18 protein-coding genes are annotated in these 25,486 nt (G+C 63.9%); 11 read left to right on the forward strand and 7 right to left on the reverse strand.

The window, feature by feature from the left end:
- Positions 1-23 precede the first annotated feature (23 nt).
- Positions 24-1,835 (forward strand): DUF885 domain-containing protein, encoded by a 1,812-nt coding sequence (locus tag AC56LV_RS13100; RefSeq protein ID WP_499558222.1) that lies wholly within the window; start codon positions 24-26, stop codon positions 1,833-1,835.
- 51 nt (positions 1,836-1,886) lie between these two features.
- Here AC56LV_RS13100 and AC56LV_RS13105 read toward each other — a convergent pair whose 3' ends face one another.
- The 4 genes from AC56LV_RS13105 to AC56LV_RS13120 are packed head-to-tail and all read right to left on the reverse strand — an operon-like array spanning position 1,887 to position 6,774.
- Entirely contained in the window at positions 1,887-3,578 is a 1,692-nt protein-coding gene (locus AC56LV_RS13105) for a M14 family zinc carboxypeptidase (protein WP_499558224.1), read from the reverse strand.
- Between the two features lie 26 nt (positions 3,579-3,604).
- The gene (locus AC56LV_RS13110) at positions 3,605-5,152 is read right to left on the reverse strand and encodes a sensor histidine kinase (RefSeq protein WP_499500440.1); all 1,548 of its coding nucleotides are present in this window, start codon (positions 5,150-5,152) and stop codon (positions 3,605-3,607) included.
- Entirely contained in the window at positions 5,149-6,120 is a 972-nt protein-coding gene (locus AC56LV_RS13115) for a hypothetical protein (RefSeq protein WP_499558226.1), read from the reverse strand. The genes AC56LV_RS13110 and AC56LV_RS13115 overlap by 4 nt, the downstream gene beginning before the upstream one ends.
- A 3-nt stretch (positions 6,121-6,123) precedes the next feature.
- The gene (locus AC56LV_RS13120) at positions 6,124-6,774 is read right to left on the reverse strand and encodes a response regulator (protein WP_183554407.1); all 651 of its coding nucleotides are present in this window, start codon (positions 6,772-6,774) and stop codon (positions 6,124-6,126) included.
- 333 nt (positions 6,775-7,107) lie between these two features.
- Between AC56LV_RS13120 and AC56LV_RS13125 the strand changes: the two genes are divergently transcribed.
- The 7 genes from AC56LV_RS13125 (at position 7,108) to AC56LV_RS13155 (ending at position 18,288) form a co-directional block, all read left to right on the forward strand.
- Positions 7,108-7,770 carry an energy transducer TonB gene (locus tag AC56LV_RS13125; RefSeq protein ID WP_499558228.1) on the forward strand — a complete coding sequence of 221 codons (663 nt, stop codon included), beginning with the start codon at positions 7,108-7,110 and terminating at the stop codon, positions 7,768-7,770.
- Positions 7,771-7,852: 82 nt separating this feature from the next.
- Positions 7,853-10,099 carry a M28 family peptidase gene (locus AC56LV_RS13130; RefSeq protein ID WP_499558230.1) on the forward strand — a complete coding sequence of 749 codons (2,247 nt, stop codon included), beginning with the start codon at positions 7,853-7,855 and terminating at the stop codon, positions 10,097-10,099.
- A 109-nt stretch (positions 10,100-10,208) separates the two neighbouring features.
- Entirely contained in the window at positions 10,209-11,846 is a 1,638-nt protein-coding gene (locus AC56LV_RS13135; protein ID WP_499558232.1) for a M28 family peptidase, read from the forward strand.
- A gap of 103 nt (positions 11,847-11,949) precedes the next feature.
- Complete coding sequence (locus AC56LV_RS13140) at positions 11,950-12,801, forward strand: alpha/beta fold hydrolase (protein ID WP_499558234.1); 852 nt, start codon at positions 11,950-11,952, stop codon at positions 12,799-12,801.
- A complete protein-coding gene (locus tag AC56LV_RS13145) occupies positions 12,794-13,849 on the forward strand; it encodes an AI-2E family transporter (RefSeq protein ID WP_499558236.1) in 1,056 nt (351 codons plus the stop codon). Before AC56LV_RS13140 ends, AC56LV_RS13145 begins: the two co-directional genes overlap by 8 nt.
- Positions 13,850-14,057: 208 nt before the next feature.
- Positions 14,058-14,651, forward strand: a complete 594-nt coding sequence (locus tag AC56LV_RS13150) for a hypothetical protein (protein WP_499456379.1) — start codon at positions 14,058-14,060, stop codon at positions 14,649-14,651.
- Positions 14,652-14,742: 91 nt separating this feature from the next.
- Entirely contained in the window at positions 14,743-18,288 is a 3,546-nt protein-coding gene (locus AC56LV_RS13155) for a pectinesterase family protein (protein WP_499558238.1), read from the forward strand.
- 83 nt (positions 18,289-18,371) lie between these two features.
- Here the strand turns inward: AC56LV_RS13155 and sodC are convergent, their stop codons facing one another.
- On the reverse strand, positions 18,372-18,893 hold the full coding sequence (gene sodC / locus AC56LV_RS13160) for a superoxide dismutase [Cu-Zn] SodC (RefSeq protein WP_258837106.1): 522 nt from the start codon (positions 18,891-18,893) through the stop codon (positions 18,372-18,374).
- Between the two features lie 141 nt (positions 18,894-19,034).
- Entirely contained in the window at positions 19,035-19,601 is a 567-nt protein-coding gene (locus tag AC56LV_RS13165; protein WP_499558240.1) for a cysteine hydrolase family protein, read from the reverse strand.
- Positions 19,602-19,895: 294 nt separating this feature from the next.
- On the opposite strand from AC56LV_RS13165, the gene AC56LV_RS13170 reads away from it, so the two are divergent.
- From AC56LV_RS13170 to AC56LV_RS13180, 3 genes are read left to right on the forward strand one after another with little or no spacing between them, the layout of a single operon-like run.
- Entirely contained in the window at positions 19,896-20,390 is a 495-nt protein-coding gene (locus tag AC56LV_RS13170; protein WP_499558242.1) for a tlde1 domain-containing protein, read from the forward strand.
- A 14-nt stretch (positions 20,391-20,404) separates the two neighbouring features.
- The gene (locus AC56LV_RS13175) at positions 20,405-20,728 is read left to right on the forward strand and encodes a hypothetical protein (RefSeq protein ID WP_499558244.1); all 324 of its coding nucleotides are present in this window, start codon (positions 20,405-20,407) and stop codon (positions 20,726-20,728) included.
- 16 nt (positions 20,729-20,744) lie between these two features.
- On the forward strand, positions 20,745-21,158 hold the full coding sequence (locus AC56LV_RS13180; protein WP_499558245.1) for a hypothetical protein: 414 nt from the start codon (positions 20,745-20,747) through the stop codon (positions 21,156-21,158).
- Positions 21,159-21,230: 72 nt separating this feature from the next.
- Here the strand turns inward: AC56LV_RS13180 and rpoC are convergent, their stop codons facing one another.
- Positions 21,231-25,478, reverse strand: coding sequence for a DNA-directed RNA polymerase subunit beta' (gene rpoC / locus AC56LV_RS13185; RefSeq protein WP_183554430.1), 4,248 nt, complete (start codon positions 25,476-25,478; stop codon positions 21,231-21,233).
- Positions 25,479-25,486 lie beyond the last annotated feature (8 nt).

Raw genomic sequence — 25,486 nt, forward strand, 5'->3', positions numbered from 1 at the left:
TCTTTACCAGGACTTCGAACACGATGAACCCATTCTTCAAAACCGGCGTGCTGGCCACGGCCGCCCTGCTCCTGTGCGCCAGTGCCGGCGCTGCGCAGGTCACGGCCCCTGCATCTGCATCGGCATCGGCTGCCGACACCCAGGCCGGCAAAGCCATCAACAAGCTGGTCGACGAGTACTACGACGCCTACGCGCGCTTCGAGCCGGTCTGGGCGACCGAGTCCGGCGACGGCCGTTTCGATGGCCAGCTTGGCCTGCCGATCGCGCCGAAAAACCGCGACGCCCAGTTTGCGCTGTACCGCGGCTACCTGAAACGCCTGGGCACGATCCCGCGCGAGCGCCTCAATCCCCGCGACCAGGCCAGCTACGACATCGTCAAGTTCGAGCTCGAGACCGCGCTGCGCCTGGGCGCCTTCCCCGAGCACCTGCTGCCGGTGGACCAGATGTTCAACATGCCGGTCTTCATGGCCAACTACGCCGGCGGCCAGGGCGCGCAGCCCCTTGCCACGCCGCAGGATTACCGCAATTACCTGAGCCGCCTGGACCAGATGGTCGCCTACATCGACCAGGCGATTGCCAATATGCGCGAAGGCGTCAAGCGCGGCGTCGTGCATCCTCGCGAGCCGATGCTGTCGCTGCTGCCGCAACTGAAGGCACTGGTCGCGGCCACGCCCGAAACCAGCATCTTCTACAGCCCGATCAAGGCGCTGCCGGCGGGCTTCTCGAACGCCGACAAGACCAAGCTGACCGCGTCGTACCGCAAGACGATCGCTGACAAGCTCAATCCGGCGCTGGCGCGCCTGGCTACGTATGTCGAGAAGGACTACCTGCCGGCCACCCGCACGACGGCCGGCTGGGGCGCACTGCCGAATGGCGCCGAGTGGTACAAGGCGCGTGTGGCCGCGATGACCACGACGAGCCTGACGCCCGGACAGATCCACGAGATCGGCCAGAAGGAAGTGGCGCGCATCCAGGGCGAATACGGCAAGATCGGCCCGAAGATGGGGTACACCGGTCCTGCGGCCGGCCTGCCGCGCTGGGTGTCGGAGCAGCCGAAGTACAAGCCGTTCACGTCGGATGCGCAGGTAATCGCCGTGTTCGAAAAGATCGACGCCGACGTGCGCACCAAGCTGCCGAAGCTGTTCTCGCTGATGCCGAAGGCGCCGCTCGAAGTGCGCCTGGAACCGGAACTGACGCGCGAGACAGCGTCGGACCATTACTCGTCACCGGCGGCCGATGGTTCGCGGCCGGGCGTGTTCTGGTCGGTGGTGAACGACCCGACCAAGTACGGCAGCACCGGCATGGTCACGCTGTACCTGCATGAAGGCCAGCCGGGCCACCACTTCCATATCGCGCTGACCCAGGAGCTGGGCCTGCCGAACTTCCGCAAGTTCGGCGGCAACACGGCGTTCACCGAAGGCTGGGCGCTGTACGCCGAGACGCTGGGCAAGGAGATGGGCCTGTTCGACAAGCCGGAAGACTATTTCGGCCACCTGAACGACGAGATGCTGCGCGCCGCGCGCCTGGTGGTCGACACCGGGATGCACACCAAGGGCTGGAGCCGCGACCAGGCGATCACGTACTTCCGTGAAACGCTGGGCTACTCGGAACTGGAAGCGCGCGCCCAGATCGAGCGCTACATGGTCATGCCGGGCCAGGCGCTGGCGTACAAGATCGGCGCCCTGAAGATCATGGAACTGCGTCAGCGTGCGCAGGCGGCACTGGGCGACAAGTTCAATCTGCCGGCATTCCACCGCGTCGTTCTGGATGAAGGCACGCTGCCGCTGGCGGTGCTGGAGGCGAAAGTCGATCGCTGGATTGCAGCGTCGAAGTAACTCCTTCACGGTGGACGGCCAGGCCGTCCACCGTACGGTTCAACGCGCTGTTCAACGCTCGATCATGAACACCGGATACCGGCGCCATTCCGGCTCGCGGTAGCGCGCGCAGTTGGCGAAGATGAAGTCCAGCACCGCTTCCTGATTGGTCAGCAAGCCGGAATGCTCGCTCTTCCACTGTTCGAACTTCGCTGCCAATTCCGGCTCCTGCGCCAGCAGCCGCTCGGCCTCGTCCTCGAACACATATTCCGAATACGCTTCCTTCTTTTCCAGCACGCTGTTGAAGAAGCCCCAGCGGAAGAAGCTGTCGTGTGCCAGCGGCTCGAGCGTCTCGACCGCATAGCGCGCATTGTCCTGGTCCAGCGGCACCAGAACATCCCCCGCGCGCAGCTGCACGCTGGCGTGACGCCGTTCGAGCACCACCTCGTCATGGAACATATGGCCTTCGTACGCCGTCGGGCGCGAGGTCACGCTGTCGATGTGGTAGTACGCGACCTGCTGCATGCGGTCGGCGTCGATGCGCTCCATGCGCACGCCATTCCATTCCAGGCGCTCGATCGCTTCACGCCACTGCTGCGGCACCACGTACGCCTGCGGCGCCGGCACACTCACGTCCACCGGGAAGCGGTTGTAGTAGGCGATGTCACGTTCCCAGACGCTGCTGCGGTCGTAGTACAGGCGCGTATAGTCGCCCAGCACGCTCTTTTTATACTTGGCCTCGTAGCCCTTGAAGCGGAAGCTCGACGGATTGGCCTCGTCCATCTTCCAGCGCACCGGCCACTCGGCTTGCGTGCGGCCCGCGTCCTTGGCCGCGCGGCGCAGCGCCTGGATGCGCGGGGCGTTCTGCACGGTGAAGGCCAGCGCCACGTCGACCAGTGCGCGCATCGATTCGTAGCGGTCCCGGAACGGCTTGAGCATGTGCGTCTCGGGCATGAAGCCGATCGTGTGGTGCAGCGCTGCGTAGCCGGTCGAGAAGCGCGCGGTTTCCAGGAATTCGGCGATGCCGTGGTCGGGGCTGTCCTGCACCGGGTTCACGTACGGGCAGGTGGGCCAGCCGCGCGCATCCATGCCGGCGTACATTGCGGGCAGCATCTCGGCGCGCAGGAACTCGCCCAGGCCACCACCGAGCTTGTCGGCCTGCGTGTGGATCAGCGTCATCGTGTAGCTGTAATCGGCGCCGTTGGACGTGTGGGTATCGACCATCACGTCCGGGTCCCAGGCCGTGAACAATTCGTTGAACACGCGCGCCGTGAGCGTGTCGCACTTGACGAAGTCGCGGTTCAGGTCGAGGTGGCGGCTGTTGCCGCGAAAGCCGAACTGCTCCGGCCCGTCCTGGTTCACGCGCGACGTGTCGGCGCGGTTGAAGGCGCCGTCGACGTTGTACAGCGGGACGAACAGGAACACGGTCGTACCCAGCGCGGCCAGGCGCTCCGGCTCGAGGCAAAAGTCGCGCACCAGCGCCATGCAGCCGTCGACGCCTTCCGGTTCGCCCGGGTGGATGCCGTTGTTGTTGAAGAAGACCGCGCGCCCGGCAGCCTTGATCGCGGCGCGGTCAAACACGCCGTCACTGCTGACCACACCAGCGTGGATCGGCACGCCGGCATCGGATACGCCCACCTGCTCGAAGCGCAGCACTGCCGGATACTGGCGCGCGAGGTCGTGATACCAGGCGATGCAGTCGGCCCAGGTGGTGGTCTGGTTTAAATTGCCTTGTTCGTAGGGCGTGAGGGGTGCAGTAGCCATGTGTTCTTCGCTAGTAAAAAGGATGCTTACAGGATGACGCCGGAAGGTGCGGCAGGCGCAGTCGCAGTGGGCGCGGCCGCTGCTGGCGGCGCCAGCGTCAGCGGCAGGGCGATGGCGACATCGGTGCCTTCGCCGGGGCTCGAGCGCACCTCGATCGTGCCGTGCAGCGCGTAGGCGCGCTCGCGCATGCCGATGATGCCGATGCCTTCGGAGGCGCTGGCGGTGTCGAAGCCGGCGCCGTCATCGACCACGCGGATGCGCAGCATGCCCTTGCCTTCGTCGAGCAGCAGGCTGACATGCGCCGAGCGCGCGGCGGCGTGCTTCATGACGTTCGACAGCGCCTCCTGCACGATGCGGTAGGCCGAAATGGCCAGCTCGTTGGACAGGCGCGCGAAGTCGCCTTCGCTGTGCAGGTCGAAGCGGCAGCCGGACGTGGTGTCGTAATGGCGCACCATCTCTTCGACCGCGCCGTGCAGGCCGAGCATGTCGAGCACCTCGGGCCGCAGGCGGCGCACCAGGCGCCGGCCGTTGGCGTACAGGTCGAGCGCGAGCTTGGTGATCGCTTCGGATTTGCGCTTGATTTCCACCACCTCGGGACCGGCCGGCGCCTTGGCCGCCAGCAGGCCGATCGCCTGCGCTTCGAGGCGCGCCGCGATCAGCGACGCATTGAGTTCGTCGTGGATCTCGACCGCGATGCTCTTGCGTTCGTCCTCGATGATCTCGTTGACCTTCTGGATCAGTTTGCGCTTGTCGGCGTCGGCGCGCAGCGCTTCGTTGCGCGAGGCGAGCAGGTCGCGCGTACGCTCGGCCACCTTGTTTTCGAGGTCGCGCTTGGATTCGCCCAGCGCCAGCGACATCTCGCCGATCGACGATTGCAGCTCGCCGATCTCGCCACCGGTGGTGACCGGCGGATGGACGCGGAAGTTGCCGCCCCGGATCTGACGCAGCGTGCCGATCGCCTCGCGCAGCGGCACGATCAGCGAGCGCGCCAGCACCCAGGCCAGGATGCCGCTGGCGGCCAGCGCCAGCGCCGCCATCGACAGCTCGATCTGGAAGCGGTCGGTCTGCTTGGCCATCATGTTCGCCGGCGACATCGTCACCCGCACCCAGCCCACCACTTCGGTGGTGAGCGTGGGCGGGCGCGAATCGCTCGACGCCGACACGTGCGGCGTGCCGTTGTCCGAGAACAGGTTGATCCACACGACCTGCTTGCGGATCGGGGCTTCGTAATAGTGCGACTGGGCGTCGGCGGCCGATTCGGACACCACGCGCACGGCGGCGCGCCCGCTGCCGTCGATGACGTCGACGCGGTAGATGCTGCGGTCGGACTGCACCAGGCCATTGATCGTCAGGCGCAGGTCGGACAGGTTGCCCGAGATGACGTTGTACTCGGACGTCTCGGACAGCGCGCGCGCCAGAATACGGCCACGCTCGGCCAGCTCTTCGGCCACCTGCGCGCGGTGCGCGTACCACGAGTACCAGACGAAGGACGTAAACAGCAGGATCACCGGCAGCATCGTGATGACGGCCATGCGCCGCCCGACACCCCAGCCGCGCCAGAAACGCAGGTTCATCGCGCCGCCGGCGCCGGCGCTGGGCGGGCGAAGTTGCGCGCAGCATCCGTCACGCGCAGGTCGAGCGAGCTGGCCACGCCTTCGTTGATGATCGTTCTGAAGTAGCGCGGGAACTGCGGCGCAGGCAGTTCGCCGGTGCGCACGAAATCGGCCGTGAGCTCGGCCACCTGGGCGTTGATCTCTTCGACTTCCGAATACGTGGTGGCCAGCGCACCGACCTTGACCATGTCGGCCGAAAAACCGATCACGCCCTGCTTGCGGCGGTAGGTCGAGAGCAGGATGTTGCGCACGTTTTCGGCGTTGTAGATGTCGCTGTCGGGCAGCGCCAGCAGCGTCTCGGCGCGCGTCATGCTGTTGAGCGTGTGATTCAGGTCGTCGCCCGGCGTGAACATCTGGATCTCGGTGGCGTCGTGCAGCACCGGGCGCAGGAAGGCGGTGTCGGGGCCGAGCAGCACGCCCACGCGCACCGGGCGGCCGTACACGAGTTCGGCCAGGCGCATCTGGTCGTTCGGCGCCGGCTCGGCATACACCGCCGTGATGGCGATGCGGCGTGGCTTGGGCAGGCGCGCCGTCAGGCCGCGCCATACCTGGCTGGACGTGTAGGCCGAGATGACGACGCAATCGCAGCGCCGCGACAGCGCATCGCGCAGCGCGGTCGGGCCGATCGCGATGTAGAGCATGCGGCGCTTTTGCGCGAGCTCGGTGCGAAACGCGGCGAACGTCGGCACCAGGCGCTTGTACAGGTCGTCGACGATGCGGTGCGTGACCGCGCTGTCGTCGCCGGTGATGATCTGGAAGCGGTAGCCCTGCACTTCTTCGCGCTCGCGCTCCGTTTGCGTGGCCTGCGGGGTTTGCGCGGCGTGGACAGCATGGGCGCCGCTGGCGGCCAATGCCAGCGTCATGGCGATCAGCGGGGCCAGTGAACGCGCGCGTGAAGCGTTCTGCATCCGGCGCAGGAGCTTGGCCATCGGTTACGGCTCAATCAGGCCGTGCTTGACGGCCAGCAGGGTGATGCTGGCCTGGCGGTGCACGCCCAGCTTTTCCTTGATCGACTGGCTGATATTGCTGATGGTCTTGGTCGACAAGTCGAGCCGCTCGGCGATTTCAGCGTTGGTCATGCCCTCGGCCATGAACTTGAAGATTTCCAGGCCGCGCTCGTCGAGCTGCGACTGCGGCGTGACTTCGCCGCGCACGGCCATGCTGGCCAGGCGCGAGGCGATATGCGGCAGGAAGTACAGTTTGCCCTCGTGCGCGTGCCGCACGGCGGTGGCCAGGTCGGCCGGGTCGCAATCCTTGGTGACGAAGGCGTGGGCGCCGAGGCGGTAGGTTTCCTTGATCAGACTATCCTGGTCAAACTGGCTCAGGAAAACGATCTTGGCCGACGGATCGGACTTGAGGATGGCCTGGGCCGCATCCATGCCGGTCAGCTCGGTGCCGAAGCGCATGTCGAGCACGGCGACGTCGGGCTGCTCGGCCGCGTACAGCGCGGTGGCCTCGCTCGGGGTCTTGGCCTGGCCCACCACCTGCATGCCGGCCGCTTCGAGCGACATGGCAAAACCGGTCATGACGATGGGGTGATCGTCGGCCAGCATGACGCGGATGGGTTTGTTCTGATCTGCCAATTTGTTCTCCTGGCGCGGGGGCCTGTGGTGCACATGCGTTGCGCGTGCGGTGCCTGATGCGGCATGCACGGCCGGGGCAATGGGGCCCCGGGAATAGAGGGGAATTATTTCACACAACGGGCGGGGAAGCGATGGGTAAAAAGGCGCATACGGCATGCGATGCGCGCTGAGACGGTGCATTGGCTGGACGTGCCGGAAACATCGTCGCACTTTAAACCGCTCAATAATAGAACTCAGATTACTTCATAATAGCTTTGCAAATTGCTAGGCTCTAGCATATATTGATTCCATCAGCGGTATATATGCACCCTTCAACATCCTCAGGAGGTCGGTATGCATGGTTCTCACATCCACGATGGCGTCGGCAGCAAGGCCGGCAAGTTTTTACTCGTCGCCGGTCTGCACGTGCTGATTGCGGTGGGCGTCGTGCACGTCATGAATGCGAAGACGATCTCGCTGCCCGCCATTTTTGACGAGCCCATGGTGTGGATGACCCCCGAGATACCCCCGCCGTCGCCGCCACCCGAACCACCCAGGCCGCAAGTCCAGTCGGCGCCACCCGACATCGTGGTGCCGAAGGTCGAGGTCGAGATTGCCGCGCCGCCGCCTCAACCTGCCGTCCAGGCCAGCACCGAGCCAGCACAAGAACCCGCCCCGCCGCTGCAAGCGGAAGCGCCACCGGCGCCGGCTGCCCAGCCGTCGACCAATAACGGCCAACTGCGCAGCGCCGTGCTGGCTGACGCCAACGGCTGCGCCAAGCCTGCTTATCCGGTGCGCGCCGCGCGCAATGGCGACACCGGCACCGTGACGCTGGCACTGCTGGTCGGCGCCGATGGGCGCGTACAGGATGCGCGCATCCAGTCGTCGAGCGGCTCGCGCGATCTCGATCGCGCCGCCATCAACGCGCTGAGCACATGCACGTTCCAGCCCGCGATGCATGGCGGCGTCGCCGAAGCCGGGTGGGCCAGGCTGGCCTATGTCTGGACACTCGAGTAATCAAAGCCGCCCTCTTTCGCCCGCCCCTCTTGACCCGGCGGGCTTTTTTTCGCCCTGATGACAGGTGCATGGAGAACAACCGATGGATGCCGTCCGCGCCGTAACACCAGCTTTCCACATCACGGGTTTCAGACATGCCCTTGCCGGCGCTGTCGCACTGGCCGCCCTCGCCGTCCTGGCCTGGGTGGCGCTGGCCCCGCCCGACGTGCCGGCGCCCGTCGCATCGGTTGCGTCCCCTGCGTGGGCCGCGCGCGCGCACGAACATCAGCGGGTGCTGGCGGCCAGCCCCCGCTCGATCGGCGGCAGCGACAATGCGCACGCGCGTGCCTACCTGATGCAGCAACTACGCGCGATGGGACTGACGCCTGGCGTGCAGCGCGCCACTGTCCGCACATCGGTTACCCGGCTGTTCGGCGGCATTCACCACACGATCGGGGTCGTGCACAACGTCGTCGCGACGATTCCGGGTACTGCGCCCGATGCTGCGCGGCGCCCCGCCCTGCTGCTGGCAACCCACTACGACAGCGGCGCTGCGCCGCGTGACGCCCTGCCCGGCGCGGCCACCGCCAGCGCCCTGCTTGAGACTGCCCGCGCCTTGCGCGCCGCCCCGCCGGCCAACGATACCGTGCTGCTGTTTGCCGACGGCGAGCGGGTTGGCATGCTGGGGTCCCGAGGATTTGTCGAACAGCACCCGCTGGCCCGCCGCATCGGCATGGCGCTCCGGTTCGATGGCGCCGCCGACGGCCCGCTACGCATGCTGGAGGCGAGGGGCGCGGGTGCACCGGCGCTGGCGGGCTGGATGCAGGCGGCGCCCGAGCTGCGCGGCGCATCCGCGAATGCGACGCTGGCATGGCTGCTGGGCGACGCGCCCCACATCGGCCCTCTCACCCGGCTCGATGCGCCGGTGCTGCTGTTCGGGGGCGGCGAGCCGCGCGCCGCCGGCACCGCGCCGCGCCAGTTGGGCGACGCCATGCTGCGCCTCGCCCGCGCCTATGGTGCGGCGCCGCTGGCACCGGGCGCACAGGCAGCGCACGTCTACTTTTCGCTGCCGGTCATCGGTCCCGTCCACCATGCGGCGTGGCTGGTGTGGGCGCCGGCGATCCTGTCCTGCCTGATGCTGGCGCGCGCATGGCGAGGCCAGTTCGGCCAGGACGGTGTGCTGGATGCAGCGCAGGGCGCGTTCGGCGTGTGCTTCCTGCTGCTCGTGGTGCGCGTAGGGACTTGGAGCTGGGATGGCGAACTGGCCGCCGCCGGCCTGGCCGGTGAGCACCGCCTGCCTTTGATCGTTGCCGTCGTCACGGCCTGCGTATTCGTGGCCGGCCTGTACCTGCTGCGTCGCAGTGTGGGCACGGCCGCGACGGTGCTCGGCACGCTGGCCTGGCCGACGCTGGTGCTGCTCTTCGCCGCCGTATTCCTGCCAACGCTCGCGCCGCTGCTAGCGTGGCCACTGGTGGCGGCACTGGGCGCATTCACGCTGCTGCATACGCGCTGGGGTAAACAACAAGGCGTCAGCGTGCGCCGGCTGGTGCTGCTGGCCGGCCTGGTGCCGGCCGCGAGCCTGCTCCCGCCGGCGCTGCGCGATGCCTGGCTCCTGCTTGCACCGGGCCACATGCATGTCCCGCCGATGCTGATGGCGCTGCCCATGCTGTGCTTTGCCGGTCCCCTGCTGATGCTGCGCAGCAGAGCCGCCGTCGCCGGCGCGCTGGCACTGGCGGCATGCCTGGCACTGCCGGATAGCACTGCAGCACGACATGAACAGGCGGCAGAACCCGGGAACCTCGAGGGGCTGGTGTATTACAAGGACATGAACTCGTGGCGTGCCTACTGGCTGCTGCCGCAGCAGCCCCTTGACGACTGGCGCCGCGACCTCTTCGCGGGCCGCGCCAGGCCGACCGTCTTCGTCGAGGTGTTCGGCCTGCGCAGCGCGCCCCAGTGGTACGCCGTCGCGCCGCGCGACGACGCGATCGCATTTCCCGAGTGCTTCATCCTGCGCAACCACGTCGGCAAGGTGCGGCTGGCCAGATTCACGGTGCGCTCGGCCAATCGCGCCCCGCATATCGCGTTGGCCATGCACGGCGCCAGGGCGCTGCGCTCGCGCGTCGACGGCGTGACGCTCAGTGACAAGGAAAGCGCGTGGTCGCTGTCGCTGTACGGGATGGGGGACCGAGTGCTGCAGATCGAGATCGAAAGTGCGCCCAACGAGATCTTCGCCATCACGGTGCAGGAACACATTCCCGGCCTGCCACGGCATCTCTTGCCAGCGGACCGGCAAAGCATAGCGCCGCAGGTGGGCACGACGATGTCGACCGATATCCTGCGGTTTTACTGACAAGTTGTCATAAAATGGCCGCGCGCGCCACGAGTGCGCCCTTCCCGATGAATGGCTTGATTAACCATGCAGCGTCAACTTCGCGGCATTCACTTCGCAGCAGGACTCCATGCACAAGATCGTCTCTTCCCTCATTCTCTCCGTCCTCGCCGGCAGCCTGGCGCTGGCCTTCCCTACCCATGCCCAGACCAGGGCCAAGGCCAAGGCCACCGTCCAGGAAGCGCCGCTGCGCGCGCACATGGCGTTCCTGTCGTCCGACGCACTTGAAGGCCGCGGTACCGGCCAGCGCGGCGGCGAGCTGACCGTCACGTATCTTGAAACGCAAGCCGCCGCCGTGGGCCTGAAACCCGGCAACGGCAAGAGCTTCCGCCAGCCGGTCAAGATCGCCGGCGTGCGCTCGCTGCCCGAGAAGAGCAATGTCGGCATCGTCGCCAACGGCAAGGCCGTGCCGCTGCAGTTTGGCGCGGACTGGGTCTGGGGCCCGGGCGACGGCAAGGCCGATCACACGCTCGACGCCGAGATGGTCTTCGTCGGCTACGGCATCGTGGCGCCGGAAGAAAAGTGGGATGACTTCAAGGGCATGGACGTCAAGGGCAAAGTGATCGTGATGATGGTGAACGATCCGGCGCCGACCGCCGCCGAAGCGAACCGCTTCAACGGCGCGGGCCTGACCTACTACGGTCGCTGGACCTACAAGCTCGAAGAAGCGGCGCGCCAGGGCGCAGCCGGCGTCCTGCTGATCCACACCGATGCATCGGCCTCGTATGGCTGGAGCGTGGTGCAGAACAGCTGGGCCAATTCCGAGCGCTTCCAGCTCACCGAAGGCAAAGTGGGCAGCGGCCTGCAGGGCTGGATGACCGACGACACGGCGCGCAAGGTATTCGCGGCCGCCGGCCAGGATCTGGACAAGCTGCGCGCCGCCGCCGAAGACAAGGACTTCAAGCCGGTCGCGCTCAATGCCCGCGTCAAGGGTGAGGCGCGCGCGCAGGTGCGCACGCTGGAAGAATTCAACGTGGCCGGCGTCGTGCCGGGCACCGATCCGAAGCTGAAAGACGAAGTGGTGATCTACTCGGCGCACTGGGATCACATGGGCAAGCAAGGCACCGAGGGTGACACGATCTTCAACGGCGCCGTCGACAACGCATCGGGCACCGGCGCACTGCTGGCGATGGCCGCCGAAGCGGTGAAGAACCCGGCCAGGCGCAGCCAGATGTTCCTGTGGGTCGGCGCCGAAGAGCAAGGCCTCTTGGGCAGCGCCGCCTACGTGGCGTCGCCCCTGTGGCCGATCGCCAAGACCGCCGCCAACCTGAACCTCGATAGCCTGAACTGGGTCGGCCTGGTCAAGGACGTCAGCGTGCCAGGCAGCGAGCGCACCGAGCTGGGCGCGATGGCGGCCACGGTGGCCAAGTCGATGGGCCTGGTGATTGCACCAAGCAAGCCGGACCTGGGCGGCGGCTATTTCCGCAGCGACCACTTCAGCTTCGCCAAGGCCGGCGTGCCCGCCTTCTCGGTCGGCGCCGGCAGCAGCTGGGTCAAGGACGTCGACGCGAACAACGCCAAGGCCAAGACCTACCGTGCCAAGTACCACCAGGTGGGAGACGAGTACGATCCGAGCTGGGATCTGTCGGGCATGGTGCAGCAGGCACAGTTCACGCTGAACCTGGGCCGCGCGGTGGCCGATGCGCCGAAGATGCCGGCGTGGAAAGCAGGCGACCCGTTCGGCAAGGCGCGCGAAACGGCGAAATAATTCGCTTCAGTAGCAGGGCCTGAACGGGCTGGCGTGCATGACGAGTGCGCGCCAGCCCGTTTCTCGTTGTAGCATCACGCCATCGAGCGATGAAAGGCATGCAATGCAGGAGAACGAACTGACGCTGGGCGATGGCCGGGTGCTGCACTATTACGACTGGAAGCCGGAGTTCGAGGAACCCGAGCTGACGGTGTTCTGGCACCACGGCACGCCAAACATCGGCAAGCCGCCTGCCCCGCTGTTTGCCGCCGCGCTTGAAATGGGCATCCGCTGGATCGGCTACGATCGGCCCGGCTACGGCGGCTCGAGCGCGAAGAGCGGCCGCGATGTCGCCTCGTGCGCCGAGGACGTCGCGCGCATCGCCGACCAGCTCGGGATCGAGCACTTCGCCGTGATGGGGCATTCGGGCGGCGGGCCGCACGCGCTGGCCTGCGCTGCGCTGCTGCCCAAACGCGTCATTGCTGCCGTCAGCATCGCGGGCCTGGCGCCGTTCGATGCGGCGGGCCTGGATTGGTTTAATGGGATGACGGCATCGGGCGCGGCAGCGCTGCGGGCCGCGGCGCAGGGGCATGCGGCCAAGGTGCAGCACGAAGGGCTCAATCAGGAATTCGATCGCGAGATGTTCACGCCCGAGGACTGGGCCGAGCTGTCGGGCACCTGGTCGTGGTTCGACAGCGTGGTCCGACCGGCGCTCAGCGAAGGCCCGGGGGGCCTGATCGACGACGACCTGGCGTATGTCACGCCGTGGGGCTTCGATTGCGCGCGCATCGTGCAGCCGGTGCTGCTGGTGCATGGGGCGCAGGACCGCGTCGTGCCATGTGCGCACAGCGAATGGCTGGCGCGCAGCTGCCGCTCGGCGCGGCTGTGGCAGCGGCCGGATGACGGGCATATCTCGGTGTTGAACAGTGCGGCGTCGGCACTGGCGTGGTTGCGGGAGCAAGCGAGCGATGGTTGACCACGACGCTGACCACGACTTCATGACCTCATATAAATTCAATCTCCCGCGCGACGCAGCAACCGCGATGTTCGCCCTCTGCCTGCTTCTGGCCCTGATGCTGCACGCAGTACCAGCGCTGCTGGCCGGCCTTCTGGCATTCGTGCTCACACGCGGCCTGCTGAGCATCCTGCGCACACGTGACCTGTACAAAAAGCTGCGTTCGCATGAATTCATTGCGAGCTTCGTGGTCGGCCTGGGGTCGATCGCCGTGCTCGCCATCATCACCGTTCTGGTGGTTCGGCTGCTCGAGGGCGAATCGTTGCGTGCGTTTTCCCTGAAGGTGGCCGAGACGATCACGCAGATCAAGCAGTTCCTGCCGCCGGCGCTGGCTGAGTACGTGCCGCAATCGCTCTTCGAGATGCGCGAACTGGCGTCGGACACCCTGAAAGAGCATGTCAATGCAGTCGCGGGCATTGGCTCGGGCATCCTGCGCAGCCTGCTGTTGACCGTGATCGGCTGGATCACAGGGGTGCTGGCCGCGGTGAGCATTACCGTCACACCGACCGACGAAACGAGGCATTCCGTCTTCTACCGGACCTGGCACCGCCATTGGAGCATGCTGGCCACTGCTTTCAAGAACGTGGCCTGGGCCCAGACCAAGATTGCCGCCATCAACGCAACCCTGACGGGGGTGTACCTGTTAGCCGTGATGCCGGCACTGGGCTGGAATCTTCCCTACGTCAAAACCCTCATCCTGGCGACGTTCCTCTTTGGCCTGCTGCCCATCGTGGGCAATATCGTGTCGAACACCTTGATCTGCACGATCGCGCTGAGCGTTGCGTTTCCGGCCGCCGTCATTTCAGCGGTGTTCCTTCTTGTCATCCACAAGCTGGAATATTTCCTGAGCGCGCGGATTCAGGGGCATCGCATCGGCGCAAAAGTCTGGGAGCTGCTGATTGTGCTGTTTGCGTTCGAAATCATGTTTGGACCGGCCGGCATGGTGGCCGCACCTGTCATCTACGCGTTCGTCAAAGCCGAGCTGAAGCGGATTCGCTGGTTGAACTGACGCTGGGCCAGTTGGCGTCAATTATTAAAATTGTTGTAATAATCTCCCGTCTTGGTTTACCAACTTGCGAATTTGGTTGGGCCAATCTAGAATCGATGAACCGGTTAGGCGCGATGCATCGTCCGGTAGCCTGACGCATCAACCAGATCGGCACCGGCTCTGACATCGAGCCTACTTCGCAGTTAAAAAAATACAAGCCGGAGACATCTTGAAAACCAACTATCTACTGCAGGCCCTTGCGCTCGTCGCACTGGGTCAGGGGGGCGTGCACGCGGCGCCCCTGATGCTGCAAGACGCCAGCATCACTGCCACCTACAACGGCGCGGCCGACGGCATGCTCGGGCTGGATCACGGCTTCGTGGCCGGCCCGGGCGCCAATACCAGCAAGCTCGACCCTACCGACACCGGCGTGGAGTTCTTCACGTCGGATTTCCTGTTCGGGATCGACTTTTCCGCTGACGGCATGCTGACCGTGATCGCCAACTATGCCGTCGCGCCCGGCGCCTACAGCATGCGTTTCGATCTTGGCGGCGCATTGCCGGTCACGGCGTTCACATTGACCGGCGCCAGCGGCGTCACCGGCATTCCAGGCCTGTCGATCATCGACAGTCATACCATCGCGCTCGACCTGAGCGGCGTCGACTGGAGCGAATTCGGCGCACTGAGCGCGCGCCTGGAAACCGGTACAGCGGTGGCGGTGCCTGAACCCGGCGCGCCCGCGATCCTGCTGGGTGGCCTGGCTGCACTGGCGCTCGTGCAAAACGGGCGCAGCGGACGCAGCGGACGCAAACCACGCGCCTGACCTCGCGTCTCTCGCCATTCAAGGACAGTCCGGCAGCGCTTCAAGCGCGGCGGCGGGCTCGCGGCCTCATTTCCTCCACCAGGAGAACCACATGCACTATCCAGGTTTGCATGCAGCGCTGTGCGCTGCCCTACTCTTTGTCAGCGGCGGACACGCTGCGGCTGCAGTCGATCCGGCACGCCAGAGCGCCCCTGCCGACGGCTGGGCCAGTCAGGCAGGCGGCACCGTCGGCGGCGCAAATGCCGTCGAATCCCATATCTATACGGTGACCAACCGCGCCCAGCTGCTCGCGGCGATTCAGAACGGCGGCGTCGACAACAAGATCATCAAGCTCGTCGGCGTGCTCGACATGAGCGAAGGCCAGCCCTACACCAGCAACGCGGACCAGGCAGCGCGCGGCGCGGTCCGCCTGAAAAGCAACACGACGCTGATCGGCGGTGCCAATGCGGGCATCGTCAACGGCCACATCATCCTGTCGAACGTCTCGCAAATCATTATCCGCAACCTCAAGCTCGTCAATCCGTGCGACGTTGCGCCCGTCTGGGATCCGAACGATGGCTCCAGCGGCAACTGGAACAGCGCCTTCGACGCCATCGCCGTGACGGGCTCGAGCCATGTCTGGATCGACCACAACAGTTTTACCGACGTCCCGCGCACGGATAACTTCCTGCCTGTCGAGAACGGCAAAGTGAAGCAGTGCCATGACGGCGCGGTCGATATCACGAACGCGTCCGACTACGTCACCGTGTCGTATAACGTCTTCGGCGAACACAACAAGAACAACCTGGTCGGCAGCGGCGACGGCGCAACGGCTGACGAGGGCAAGCTGCGCGTCACGTTCAGCAATAACGTGTTCCGCGACGTCACCAGCCGCGCACCGCGCGTGCGCTATGGCCAGGTGCACCTGTTCAACAACTACTATGCCGGTTCGACGTCGCACCCGGTCTACGCCACCAGCTATTACGTCGGCGTCGGCCACGCCGCCAAGATCCTGTCGAACAACAATGTGTTCGAAGTCGCGGGCGCCACCGCCTGCAGCGACGTCGTCGAGAATTTCGGCGGCACGATTCCCGGCGCCTTCAAGGACACCGGTTCGCTGCTCAACGCCAAACCGCTCGGTGCCTGCGGCGTCCCGACGACCGTCACTTGGACCCCGCCGTATGCGTTCAGCGCGCGACCGATCCCGCTGGTCAAGGCCAACGCGCTGGCGCAGGCCGGCGGCGGCAAGCTAGTAACGACCATCAGCGGCACCGGCAAGGTCGTCGTCGATACCGGGCCGACGCTGGCCTGCCCCGCGACCGGCTTCTACTTCTGCGACGACTTCCAGAATGGCGGCAGCGCCAAATGGGACCTGAAGCCATTGCCGGGCCCGAACGGCACCTTCAACGTGGTGACGGAAGCTGCCGGCAGCGCCAACAAGGTTCTGCAATACACTGCAGCCACCACCGGCGGCGTGCTGGCCCTGATCAAGGACAGCGAGATGGGCGCCGTGCCGTCGGGCGACTATTTTGTCGAAGCCCGCATCCGGCCAATGACCAATGGCACCACCGGGAACAAGTTCCTGTTCCTGGTCACGCGCTACGTCGATGTCAACAACTGGTACGGCGCCGGCCTGAACGTGCAGAATGCCACCACCAGCACCCAGGTCGAGATCGTCAAGCTGCTCGCCGGCGCGCTCAACCGGCAGCGCGCGGTGCGCAGACCGATCGCGATGGATGCCCAGTTCTATACGGTGCGCTTCGAGATGGTCGGCGCCACGCTGACGGTGTATCTCGACGGCGAAAATCTTGGCTCGGTGACCGACAGCAGCTTTGCCGCACGTGGCCGGGTCGGCCTGTACACGGCCAACAAGAGCTTCCAGATCGACGACGTGCGCATTGGCGACCCGCGCATGAAACCGGTGCAGCTGACGCTCGCCCCCGGCACGCCCACCTGGGCCGCCGAAGCTGGCGATACCCCGCTGCAGGTGCAGGTCACTGCGGTGGCGGCCGACGGCACGCCCGACAGCTTCACCGCCGAGTCGAGCAACCCTGCCGTGGCCACCGTCACGCTCGACGGCGCCACGGCCACGATCGCACCGGTGGGCGCGGGCACGGCGAACATTCTGTTCCGGGCCGGCTCGGACGCCACCATGACGCGTTCGATTGCGGTAACGATTGCGCCGCAATTCGTCCAGCCGACCCAGGTGTACCAACTGGACGGCGTCGCCGTGCCAGCGGCGATGGAAAGTGCCGCCTACATCGACAGCACGCTCAAGCTGGTGTTCGACAAGCCGCCGGTCCTCGGCACGGGCGGCACGATCCGGGTCTTCCGCCAGTCGGACGACGCGCTGGTGGACGTGATCAGGCTGACCGGTGAAACCGACATGCTCGGTTATCCGGGCCAGGACCAGATCCGCAAGGTCAACACGACGCCAATCCAGATTGCCGGCAACACGGTGACCATCAAGCTGCACAGCAACAAGCTGGATTACAACACGGGCTATTACGTGGCGATCGCCGACGGCGTCTTCACGGGTACCAGCCTTGGCGGTGTGCCGTTCCGGGGTATCGGCAAGCCTGCTGGATGGGCATTTACTACCCGCGCGGCTGCGCCGAGCGGCACGAGCGTGACGGTGGACGACGATGGCGTGGCCGATTTCCGCACCGTACAGGGGGCGCTCAGTTATGCGATGCAGAACTTCGCCCGGGCCGAGCCGGTGACGATCCGGGTGATGAACGGCGCGTACGAGGAGCTGCTCTTTTTGCGTGGCAAGGACAATGTCAGCATCGTCGGCCAGAGCCGCGACGGCGTGGTGATCCGCTATACCAACCACAATACGCTCAATCCATTTACCGGCGCGAGCCAGGTGGCAAACGCTGCTGCGGCGGCGACCGGCGGGCGCGCCGTGATGCTGGTCGAGACGTCTGACATGCTCGTGCTCGATACCCTCAGCATCGACAACACGACGCTACGCGGCCCCACAACCGGCCAGGCCGAAACGCTGTACTTCAACAATGACGGTGGCCGCCTGATCGCGAGAAACAGCGCGTTCTACAGCGAGCAGGACACGCTCAACCTGAAGGGGTTCAACTGGTTCTACCGCAGCCTGGTATCCGGCAACGTCGACTTCATCTGGGGCGGCAGCCGCGCCGCGCTGTTCGAGGAAAGCGAGATCCGTACGATCGGCGATACCTCCAGCCCGACCAGCGGTGGTTACGTGCTGCAGGCACGCGTGATCAATCCGGCCGACAAGGGTTTTGTCTTCCTCAACAGCGCGCTGACGCGTGGTCCGGGCCGCGGCCCGCTCAAGAGCGAGGTGCCGGACGGCGCCACCTGGCTGGCGCGCAGCCCGGGCGGCACGGCGAGCTACGACAACATCGCGTTCATCAACACCCGGATGGACCGGCATGTGGCGCCCGCAGGCTGGGCCGGACTGGGCGTGAACAGCCAGCCTGCACCCAATCCAGTGGTGCCCAATGCGGTGAGCGGCTGGCGCGAATACGGCAGCACCGACCTCGCCGGCGTGCCGCTGGACTTGTCGCGCCGGGTTGGCGGTTACCTGCTGCGCGTCGATGAGGTGGAGGCTGGCTTCTCGACCCGCGCCCAGGTGTTCGCGGCATTCGGTGCCGGTGAAGGCTGGAATCCGCAGCCGTAATAAAGGGTTGAAATGACGCAGGGCCCATCGCTTGCTATCCAAGCGATGGGCCCTGCGCGTTTGCTGCTTTTCTGTCTACCGGATTACTGGATCACGCCGCATGCCATGCGGGCGCCGCCACCACCCAGTGGCGCTGGATGATCAGCGTGATTGTCGCCACCGACGTGCACCATCAGGGCCTTGCCCTTGAGGTCCGCCATTTTCATGCGCGGGGCGAGCACCGGATTGGTGGCCATGCCCTTGGCGTCAACGGAGAGGCCTGGCAGATCGCCCAGGTGACCATCGCCCCATGGGGTGCCGTGTTTCTTGGTGTTGGCCGGGTCCAAGTGACCGCCGGCGGCGCCTGCAGGGACGGTCTTGCCGTCGGCCTGGTTCGGTGCGCAGCTGCCGTTGGCGTGCACGTGGAAGCCGTGCAGGCCCGGAGTCAGGTCCTTGAGCTCAGGAGTGAACACGACGCCGTATTGGGTTTCGCTGATCTTCACGGTACCGATGCTGGCGCCTTCGCCTTTGTCGGTCGCCATTTTCAGCGTGACCGACATGTCGGCAGCGCTGGCGGAGGCGCACACGGCGCCGAACAGGACAGCACTCATCCATTGTTTGTTCATGGTTCACTCCTTGGCAAAATTTCGGGATATTTAAAAGACAAGTAAGTGTAGACCATTCCATGCTGAGGGGGTGTACGACTGACCAGGGCTTCCGGGGAATGAACACGGCACGCTGGTCGGGGCTAGAGGGCTATTTCTCTGTCACGCTATGCCCATTGCGTAGCGGCGAAGCACGTCGTCGCACGACATGACTTCGGCGTATTCGCCGTGCAGGTTCGCAAGCGCCATCAAATGGACGTCCTCGGCGCTGCGATGCGTGCCGCCAAAATCCGGCTTGTCGAACGTGAAGGTCGCATCCGACACCACGATGGTGGAAAAGCACAGATTGCCTGCCGTGCGTGCAGTGGCTTCGACCGAGTTATTGGTGCTGACACCGACTATCACCAAATGCGTGATGCCGCGCGCATGCAGCCAGCGCTCGAGGCCGGTGTGGATGAAGGCATCGGGAACGTTCTTTTCGACCATGTGTTCATGGGCCATTGGATGGAAGCGCGGCTGGAATTCCACGCCGGATTGGCCCGGCGCGAAGACGGAGTCCGGCGAGCGGCTGATGTGACGGACGCTGACGATCGGGTGCCCTGCCGCCCGCCAGGCCTTATGCAGGCGCGCGATCATGTCTTCGGCGGTCGGATTGTTCCGGGGTGGCAGGGTCGTGGATTGCATGCCCTGTTGCATATCGATGATGATCAGGGCTGGTGGCTGGGGCATGCTGATTCCTCTGTACGCAGATCGCTAAATTAACATGGCGAACTGCGCAGTGATACTGATGGACTTGATGGGTGTTATCTCAGGGGGTAGCGCTATCTGCAGGGCCATCGTATGTGACCGTGCGTTGGCATGACAGTCCATGCACCTAGCCCTGACTTTCTGGCTCCTGGCTCCTCTGACTGCTCTAGAGATAACTTCGCTACTTGACTGCGCATAAGCCAGAGCGCCTCGGAATGGCTGACTATCCTCAGGTCGTCCATCCACCAAGCCATCTAGTTAGCGAGGACATCGATCATGGGAAAATACTCAGAAGAACGGGGCGTTCCAAGCGCGCCCGCATGCGCAAAATCTAACATCTCACTTCGGTTTGATGGAAAGAGACTCCACGCATTTGGTACCAAAACTCCATTGGTATTTCCGGCAGTATCCGGAAAACCAAACGCGCGGGGCCAGTTTGATTATTCGACTGAACGACAGCGCATGCGCTCCCAGGGCCCGATTCCTGCCGGTCAATACTGGGTGCAACCTTCTCAACTCTGGGAAAACAATTGGGTAAAAAATCTCGTCATCGCTCCCAGAGGTGCTTGGGGTAATTTTAGACTTACAATCCATCCCTATCCACTGACAGAGACGCATGATCGGGGCGGCTTCTTCATTCACGGTGGCAGCACCGCCGGCAGCGCGGGGTGCATCGATCTCATCCACTATATCGACAAGTTTGTACAACGGCTGACGCAAGAATTAGGGGGGCGTCCGGAATGCTACATTCCACTTACCGTGCAATATTAAAACTCGTCACGCTGATGATGCTGGTCTACCCAGCGGCAGTGTTTGCCGAGGTCAGTGACAAGGAGCCTTCTGCAGATCTCTTCTGGAAAATCGGTCTGGCTGCAGCAATCATCTGCTTCGTCGGTGCCCGCATCAAACCTTGGGTCGGCATCATCTGCTTTCTACCTGTCGCAATATGGTTCGGGAGCCTGTTCCTGGAACTTCACTCACCTGATGTCGGCCCGCACTTACGCATTGAACAAGGCTCTGTGTACTTTCTGCAGGCATATGCGGCCTTTGGTTTGTCGTTGTGTGGACTCTTCGCGGGTTATGTCCTGCACCGAAAAAGCGTGACCTGACATATGCAGCGAGAACATGACGATCATGTCCACATCGATCTACGTTGAGGCTCCCGCCATGAACATTCATCGCTTATACCCGTTCATTTTTCTACTCGCGTCGCCTGTCATCGCCGCTGACACCGATCCAGGGCCGTATCTGCAAACGGCTGCCTCGTACCGGCTCTATGGCGGCGGACTTGGGGATCCAACAGCGGCCGAGCCGAACGATAAAAAAGTGGCATTTTCCATCGAAGGCAATGCGGCCAGGCAGATTTTTGATGCCATCGGGCCGGACCAGCGTGACCCGTGCGCAGAAGGCAGCGGCATGCGCGTCCGCCACAAGGATCACGAACATCTGACTTGCACCTTGAACAAAAAGAACGACTACGCGTGCAGCTTCGGATTCGACCTCGTGAGCGGCAAGAGTATCGGTGGCAGTATCTGCTGACAGCGCCTACCAAAAACGCAGACAAAAAAAACGGCACCCCTCAGGGTGCCGTTTCGCTTTCAACGCAGACGATTACTCGCCGTCGTCGTGCTGCTCAGCCGAAGCCGAAGCAACTTGCTGGTCTTCCATCGCTTGCAGCTCGGCGGCCATATTGGCCTTCTCTTGCTGCAGCAGTGCCTGGCGCTCTTCCGCTTCCCACACTTCCTTCTCTTTGCGAGCGCGGTGGAATGCCAGACCCGTACCGCCCGGGATCAGGCGACCGACGATGACGTTCTCTTTCAGGCCGCGCAGACCGTCGCGCTTGCCCATGATCGCCGCTTCGGTCAGCACGCGGGTGGTTTCCTGGAACGATGCGGCCGAGATGAACGAATCGGTCGACAGCGATGCCTTGGTAATACCCAGCAGCACGTTTTCGTACGTTGCCGGCAGCTTGCCCACCGCATTCATGCGGTCGTTCTGGTCCAGCAGCTCCGAACGCTCCACCTGTTCGCCGATGATGTAGTCGGTGTCGCCTGCTTCGACGATCTGAACACGACGCAGCATCTGGCGAACAATCACCTCGATGTGCTTGTCGTTGATCTTCACGCCTTGCAGACGGTACACGTCCTGCACTTCGTCGACGATGTAGCGCGCCAGCGATTCGATACCCAGGAGGCGCAGGATGTCTTGCGGATCGGCCGGGCCGTCGACAATCATCTCGCCCTTGTTCACGACTTGACCATCGTGGACCAGCACTTGCTTGTCCTTGGTGATCAGGAACTCGTGCTTGTTGCCGTCCATGTCGGTGATCTCAAGGCGTTGCTTGCCCTTGGTCTCTTTACCGAACGCGACAGTACCCGTGACTTCCGCCAGCATGCCGGCGTCTTTCGGCGAGCGTGCTTCGAACAGCTCGGCAACGCGTGGCAGACCACCGGTAATGTCTCGCGTTTTCTGCGATTCAGTCGGGATACGTGCCAGCACTTCACCGACGGACACTTGCTGACCGTCCTTGACCATGATCAGCGAGCCAACCTGGAAACCAATGGCCACTGCGTGTTCGGTGCCCGCAATCTTGACTTCCTGGTTCTCTTCGTTCAGCAGCTTGACCTGCGGACGCAGCACCTTGCCAGCCGAACCACGACGCTTCGGATCGATCGCGACCAGGGTCGACAGACCGGTCACATCGTCCACCTGGCGAGCGACGGTGACGCCCTCTTCCACGTTTTCGAAGCGGATGGTACCAGCGTACTCGGTGATGATCGGACGGGTCAGCGGATCCCACGTTGCCAGGGCGATACCGGCTTTGACAGCCTGGCCATCCTTGACGATCAGGGTCGCGCCGTACGGCACCTTGTGACGCTCGCGCTCACGGCCGTGATCGTCCGTGATCAGCACTTCGCCCGAACGGGTAATGACGATTTGCGCGCCCTTGCCGTTGGTGACGTAACGCATGGTTGCCGTGAAGCGAACCGTACCGTTCGACTTGGCTTCGACCGACGACGCCACTGCCGCGCGCGATGCCGCACCACCGATGTGGAACGTACGCATGGTCAGCTGGGTACCCGGCTCACCAATCGACTGTGCTGCCACGACGCCGACTGCTTCACCGCTGTTGACCAGCATGCCGCGGCCCAGGTCGCGGCCATAGCACTTGGCGCACAGGCCGAAGCGCGTGTCGCAGTTCAGTGGCGTGCGGACCTTCACTTCGTCGATGCCGACGCGTTCGATCTCTTCGACCATGTCTTCGTCCAGCAGCGTGCCGGCTTCGAACAGGGTTTCCTGGGTTTCAGGATTGACGACATCGGTACCGGTGACACGGCCGAGGATACGGTCGCGCAGGGCTTCGATGACTTCACCACCTTCGACCAGCGCCTTCATGTGCGTGCCGTTGTTGGTGCCGCAATCGTCCTCGATCACCACCAGATCCTGCGTCACGTCGACCAGACGACGTGTCAGGTAACCCGAGTTTGCGGTCTTCAGCGCGGTATCGGCCAGACCTTTACGAGCGCCGTGGGTCGAAATGAAGTACTGAAGCACGTTCAGGCCTTCGCGGAAGTTCGCGGTAATCGGCGTTTCGATAATCGAACCGTCCGGTTTCGCCATCAGACCACGCATACCGGCCAGCTGACGAATCTGGGCTGCCGAACCACGGGCGCCCGAGTCGGCCATCATGTAAATCGCGTTGAACGATTCCTGGGTACCTTCGGTGCCATCGCGCTTGGTGACCGGCTCGATTTTCAGCTGGTCCATCATCGCCTTGCCGACTTCATCGGAGGTCTTGCCCCAGATGTCGACGACCTTGTTGTAGCGCTCGCCGGCGGTGACCAGACCCGAGCTGTACTGCTGCTCGATCTGTTTCACTTCGGCTTCAGCGGCAGCGATCATGCCCTTCTTGACGTCCGGGATCATCATGTCGTCGACGGCGATCGAGATACCGGCGCGCGTTGCCAGGCGGAAGCCCGACTGCATCAGCTTGTCGGCAAACACGACGGTCGCACGCAGACCGCACTTGCGGAACGACGTGTTGATCAGCTTCGAGATTTCTTTCTTCTTCAGCGAACGATTCAGCACCGAGAATGGCAAGCCTTTTGGCAGGATCTCGGACAGGATCGCACGGCCGACCGTGGTCTCGTAGCGGGTCAGGGTCTGGTCGAAGCCACCTTCGGCGTTGCGTGGGAATTCCACGATACGCACGGTGATGCGGGTCGCCAGTTCGACTTCCTTGTTGTCGTACGCGCGGATGACTTCCGACACGTCCGGGAACATCATGCCTTCGCCCTTGGCGTTGATTGCCTCGCGCGATGCGTAGTACAGACCCAGCACGATATCCTGGGACGGCACGATCGACGGTTCGCCGTTCGATGGGAACAGGATGTTGTTCGACGCCAGCATCAGCGTACGTGCTTCCATCTGTGCTTCGATCGACAGCGGGACGTGGACAGCCATCTGGTCACCGTCGAAGTCGGCGTTGAACGCCGCGCAGACGAGTGGGTGCAGCTGGATGGCCTTGCCTTCGATCAGGACCGGCTCGAACGCCTGGATACCCAGACGGTGCAGCGTCGGCGCACGGTTCAGCATGATCGGGTGTTCCTTGATGACTTCTTCAAGGATGTCCCAGACCACTGGCTCTTGCACTTCGACGAGCTTCTTCGCAGCCTTGATGGTCGTAGCCAGACCCATCAGTTCGAGCTTGTTGAAAATGAATGGCTTGAACAGCTCCAGAGCCATCAGTTTCGGCAGGCCGCACTGGTGCAGTTTCAGCTGTGGACCGACCACGATGACCGAACGGCCCGAGTAGTCGACGCGCTTGCCCAGCAAGTTCTGACGGAAACGACCGCCCTTACCCTTGATCATCTCGGCCAGCGACTTCAGCGGACGCTTGTTGGCGCCGGTCATCGCTTTACCGCGACGGCCGTTGTCCAGCAGCGAATCGACTGCTTCCTGCAGCATGCGCTTTTCGTTACGCGTAATGATCTCTGGTGCGCGCAGTTCCATCAGGCGCTTCAGGCGGTTATTACGGTTGATGACGCGGCGATACAGGTCGTTCAGGTCGGACGTGGCGAAACGGCCACCGTCCAGCGGGACGAGCGGACGCAGTTCTGGCGGCAGGACCGGCAGAACTTCCATGATCATCCATTCAGGCTTGATGCCCGAACGCTGGAACGCTTCGAGCACTTTCAGGCGCTTGGCGTATTTCTTGATCTTGGCTTCGGACTTCGACTCTTTGAGTTCCACGCGCAGCGCGTCGGCATCGCGGTGGATGTCGATCGAGCGCAGCAGTTCACGGATACCTTCGGCGCCCATGAATGCGGTGAAGTCGTCGCCGTACTCTTCGTACTTGGCGGCGTAGTCGTCTTCCGACATGATCTGGCTCTTCTTGAGCGGGGTCATGCCTGGATCGGTGACGACGTATGCTTCGAAGTACAGCACGCGTTCGATGTCCCGCAGCGTCATGTCCAGGACCATGCCCAGACGCGATGGCAGCGACTTCAGGAACCAGATGTGCGCGACTGGCGAGGCCAGCTCGATGTGGCCCATGCGCTCACGGCGCACCTTGGCCAGCGTGACTTCAACGCCGCACTTCTCGCAGATCACGCCGCGGTGCTTCAGGCGCTTGTATTTGCCGCACAGGCATTCGTAGTCCTTGATAGGACCAAAGATCTTGGCGCAGAACAGGCCATCGCGCTCAGGCTTGAACGTGCGGTAGTTGATGGTTTCCGGCTTCTTGACTTCGCCGAACGACCACGAACGGATTTTTTCAGGCGACGCCAGGCCAATCTTGATGGCGTCGAAACTTTCGTTTTGCTGAACTTGCTTGAATAGATCGAGCAGTGCTTTCATGTATCACT

The sequence above is a fragment of the Telluria sp. RB2R28 genome, from assembly GCF_059685835.1.

Coding starts and splice junctions, on each gene's coding strand:
- sodC (WP_258837106.1), bottom strand. CDS start 18,893: ATGAACAAACAATGGATGAGTGCTGTCCTGTTCGGCGCCGTGTGCGCC.
- AC56LV_RS13130 (WP_499558230.1), top strand. CDS start 7,853: ATGGATGCCGTCCGCGCCGTAACACCAGCTTTCCACATCACGGGTTTC.
- AC56LV_RS13110 (WP_499500440.1), bottom strand. CDS start 5,152: ATGAACCTGCGTTTCTGGCGCGGCTGGGGTGTCGGGCGGCGCATGGCC.
- AC56LV_RS13170 (WP_499558242.1), top strand. CDS start 19,896: ATGGGAAAATACTCAGAAGAACGGGGCGTTCCAAGCGCGCCCGCATGC.
- AC56LV_RS13135 (WP_499558232.1), top strand. CDS start 10,209: ATGCACAAGATCGTCTCTTCCCTCATTCTCTCCGTCCTCGCCGGCAGC.
- AC56LV_RS13100 (WP_499558222.1), top strand. CDS start 24: ATGAACCCATTCTTCAAAACCGGCGTGCTGGCCACGGCCGCCCTGCTC.
- AC56LV_RS13145 (WP_499558236.1), top strand. CDS start 12,794: ATGGTTGACCACGACGCTGACCACGACTTCATGACCTCATATAAATTC.
- rpoC (WP_183554430.1), bottom strand. CDS start 25,478: ATGAAAGCACTGCTCGATCTATTCAAGCAAGTTCAGCAAAACGAAAGT.
- AC56LV_RS13125 (WP_499558228.1), top strand. CDS start 7,108: ATGCATGGTTCTCACATCCACGATGGCGTCGGCAGCAAGGCCGGCAAG.
- AC56LV_RS13155 (WP_499558238.1), top strand. CDS start 14,743: ATGCACTATCCAGGTTTGCATGCAGCGCTGTGCGCTGCCCTACTCTTT.
- AC56LV_RS13105 (WP_499558224.1), bottom strand. CDS start 3,578: ATGGCTACTGCACCCCTCACGCCCTACGAACAAGGCAATTTAAACCAG.
- AC56LV_RS13165 (WP_499558240.1), bottom strand. CDS start 19,601: ATGCCCCAGCCACCAGCCCTGATCATCATCGATATGCAACAGGGCATG.
- AC56LV_RS13115 (WP_499558226.1), bottom strand. CDS start 6,120: ATGGCCAAGCTCCTGCGCCGGATGCAGAACGCTTCACGCGCGCGTTCA.
- AC56LV_RS13180 (WP_499558245.1), top strand. CDS start 20,745: ATGACGATCATGTCCACATCGATCTACGTTGAGGCTCCCGCCATGAAC.
- AC56LV_RS13175 (WP_499558244.1), top strand. CDS start 20,405: ATGATGCTGGTCTACCCAGCGGCAGTGTTTGCCGAGGTCAGTGACAAG.
- AC56LV_RS13140 (WP_499558234.1), top strand. CDS start 11,950: ATGCAGGAGAACGAACTGACGCTGGGCGATGGCCGGGTGCTGCACTAT.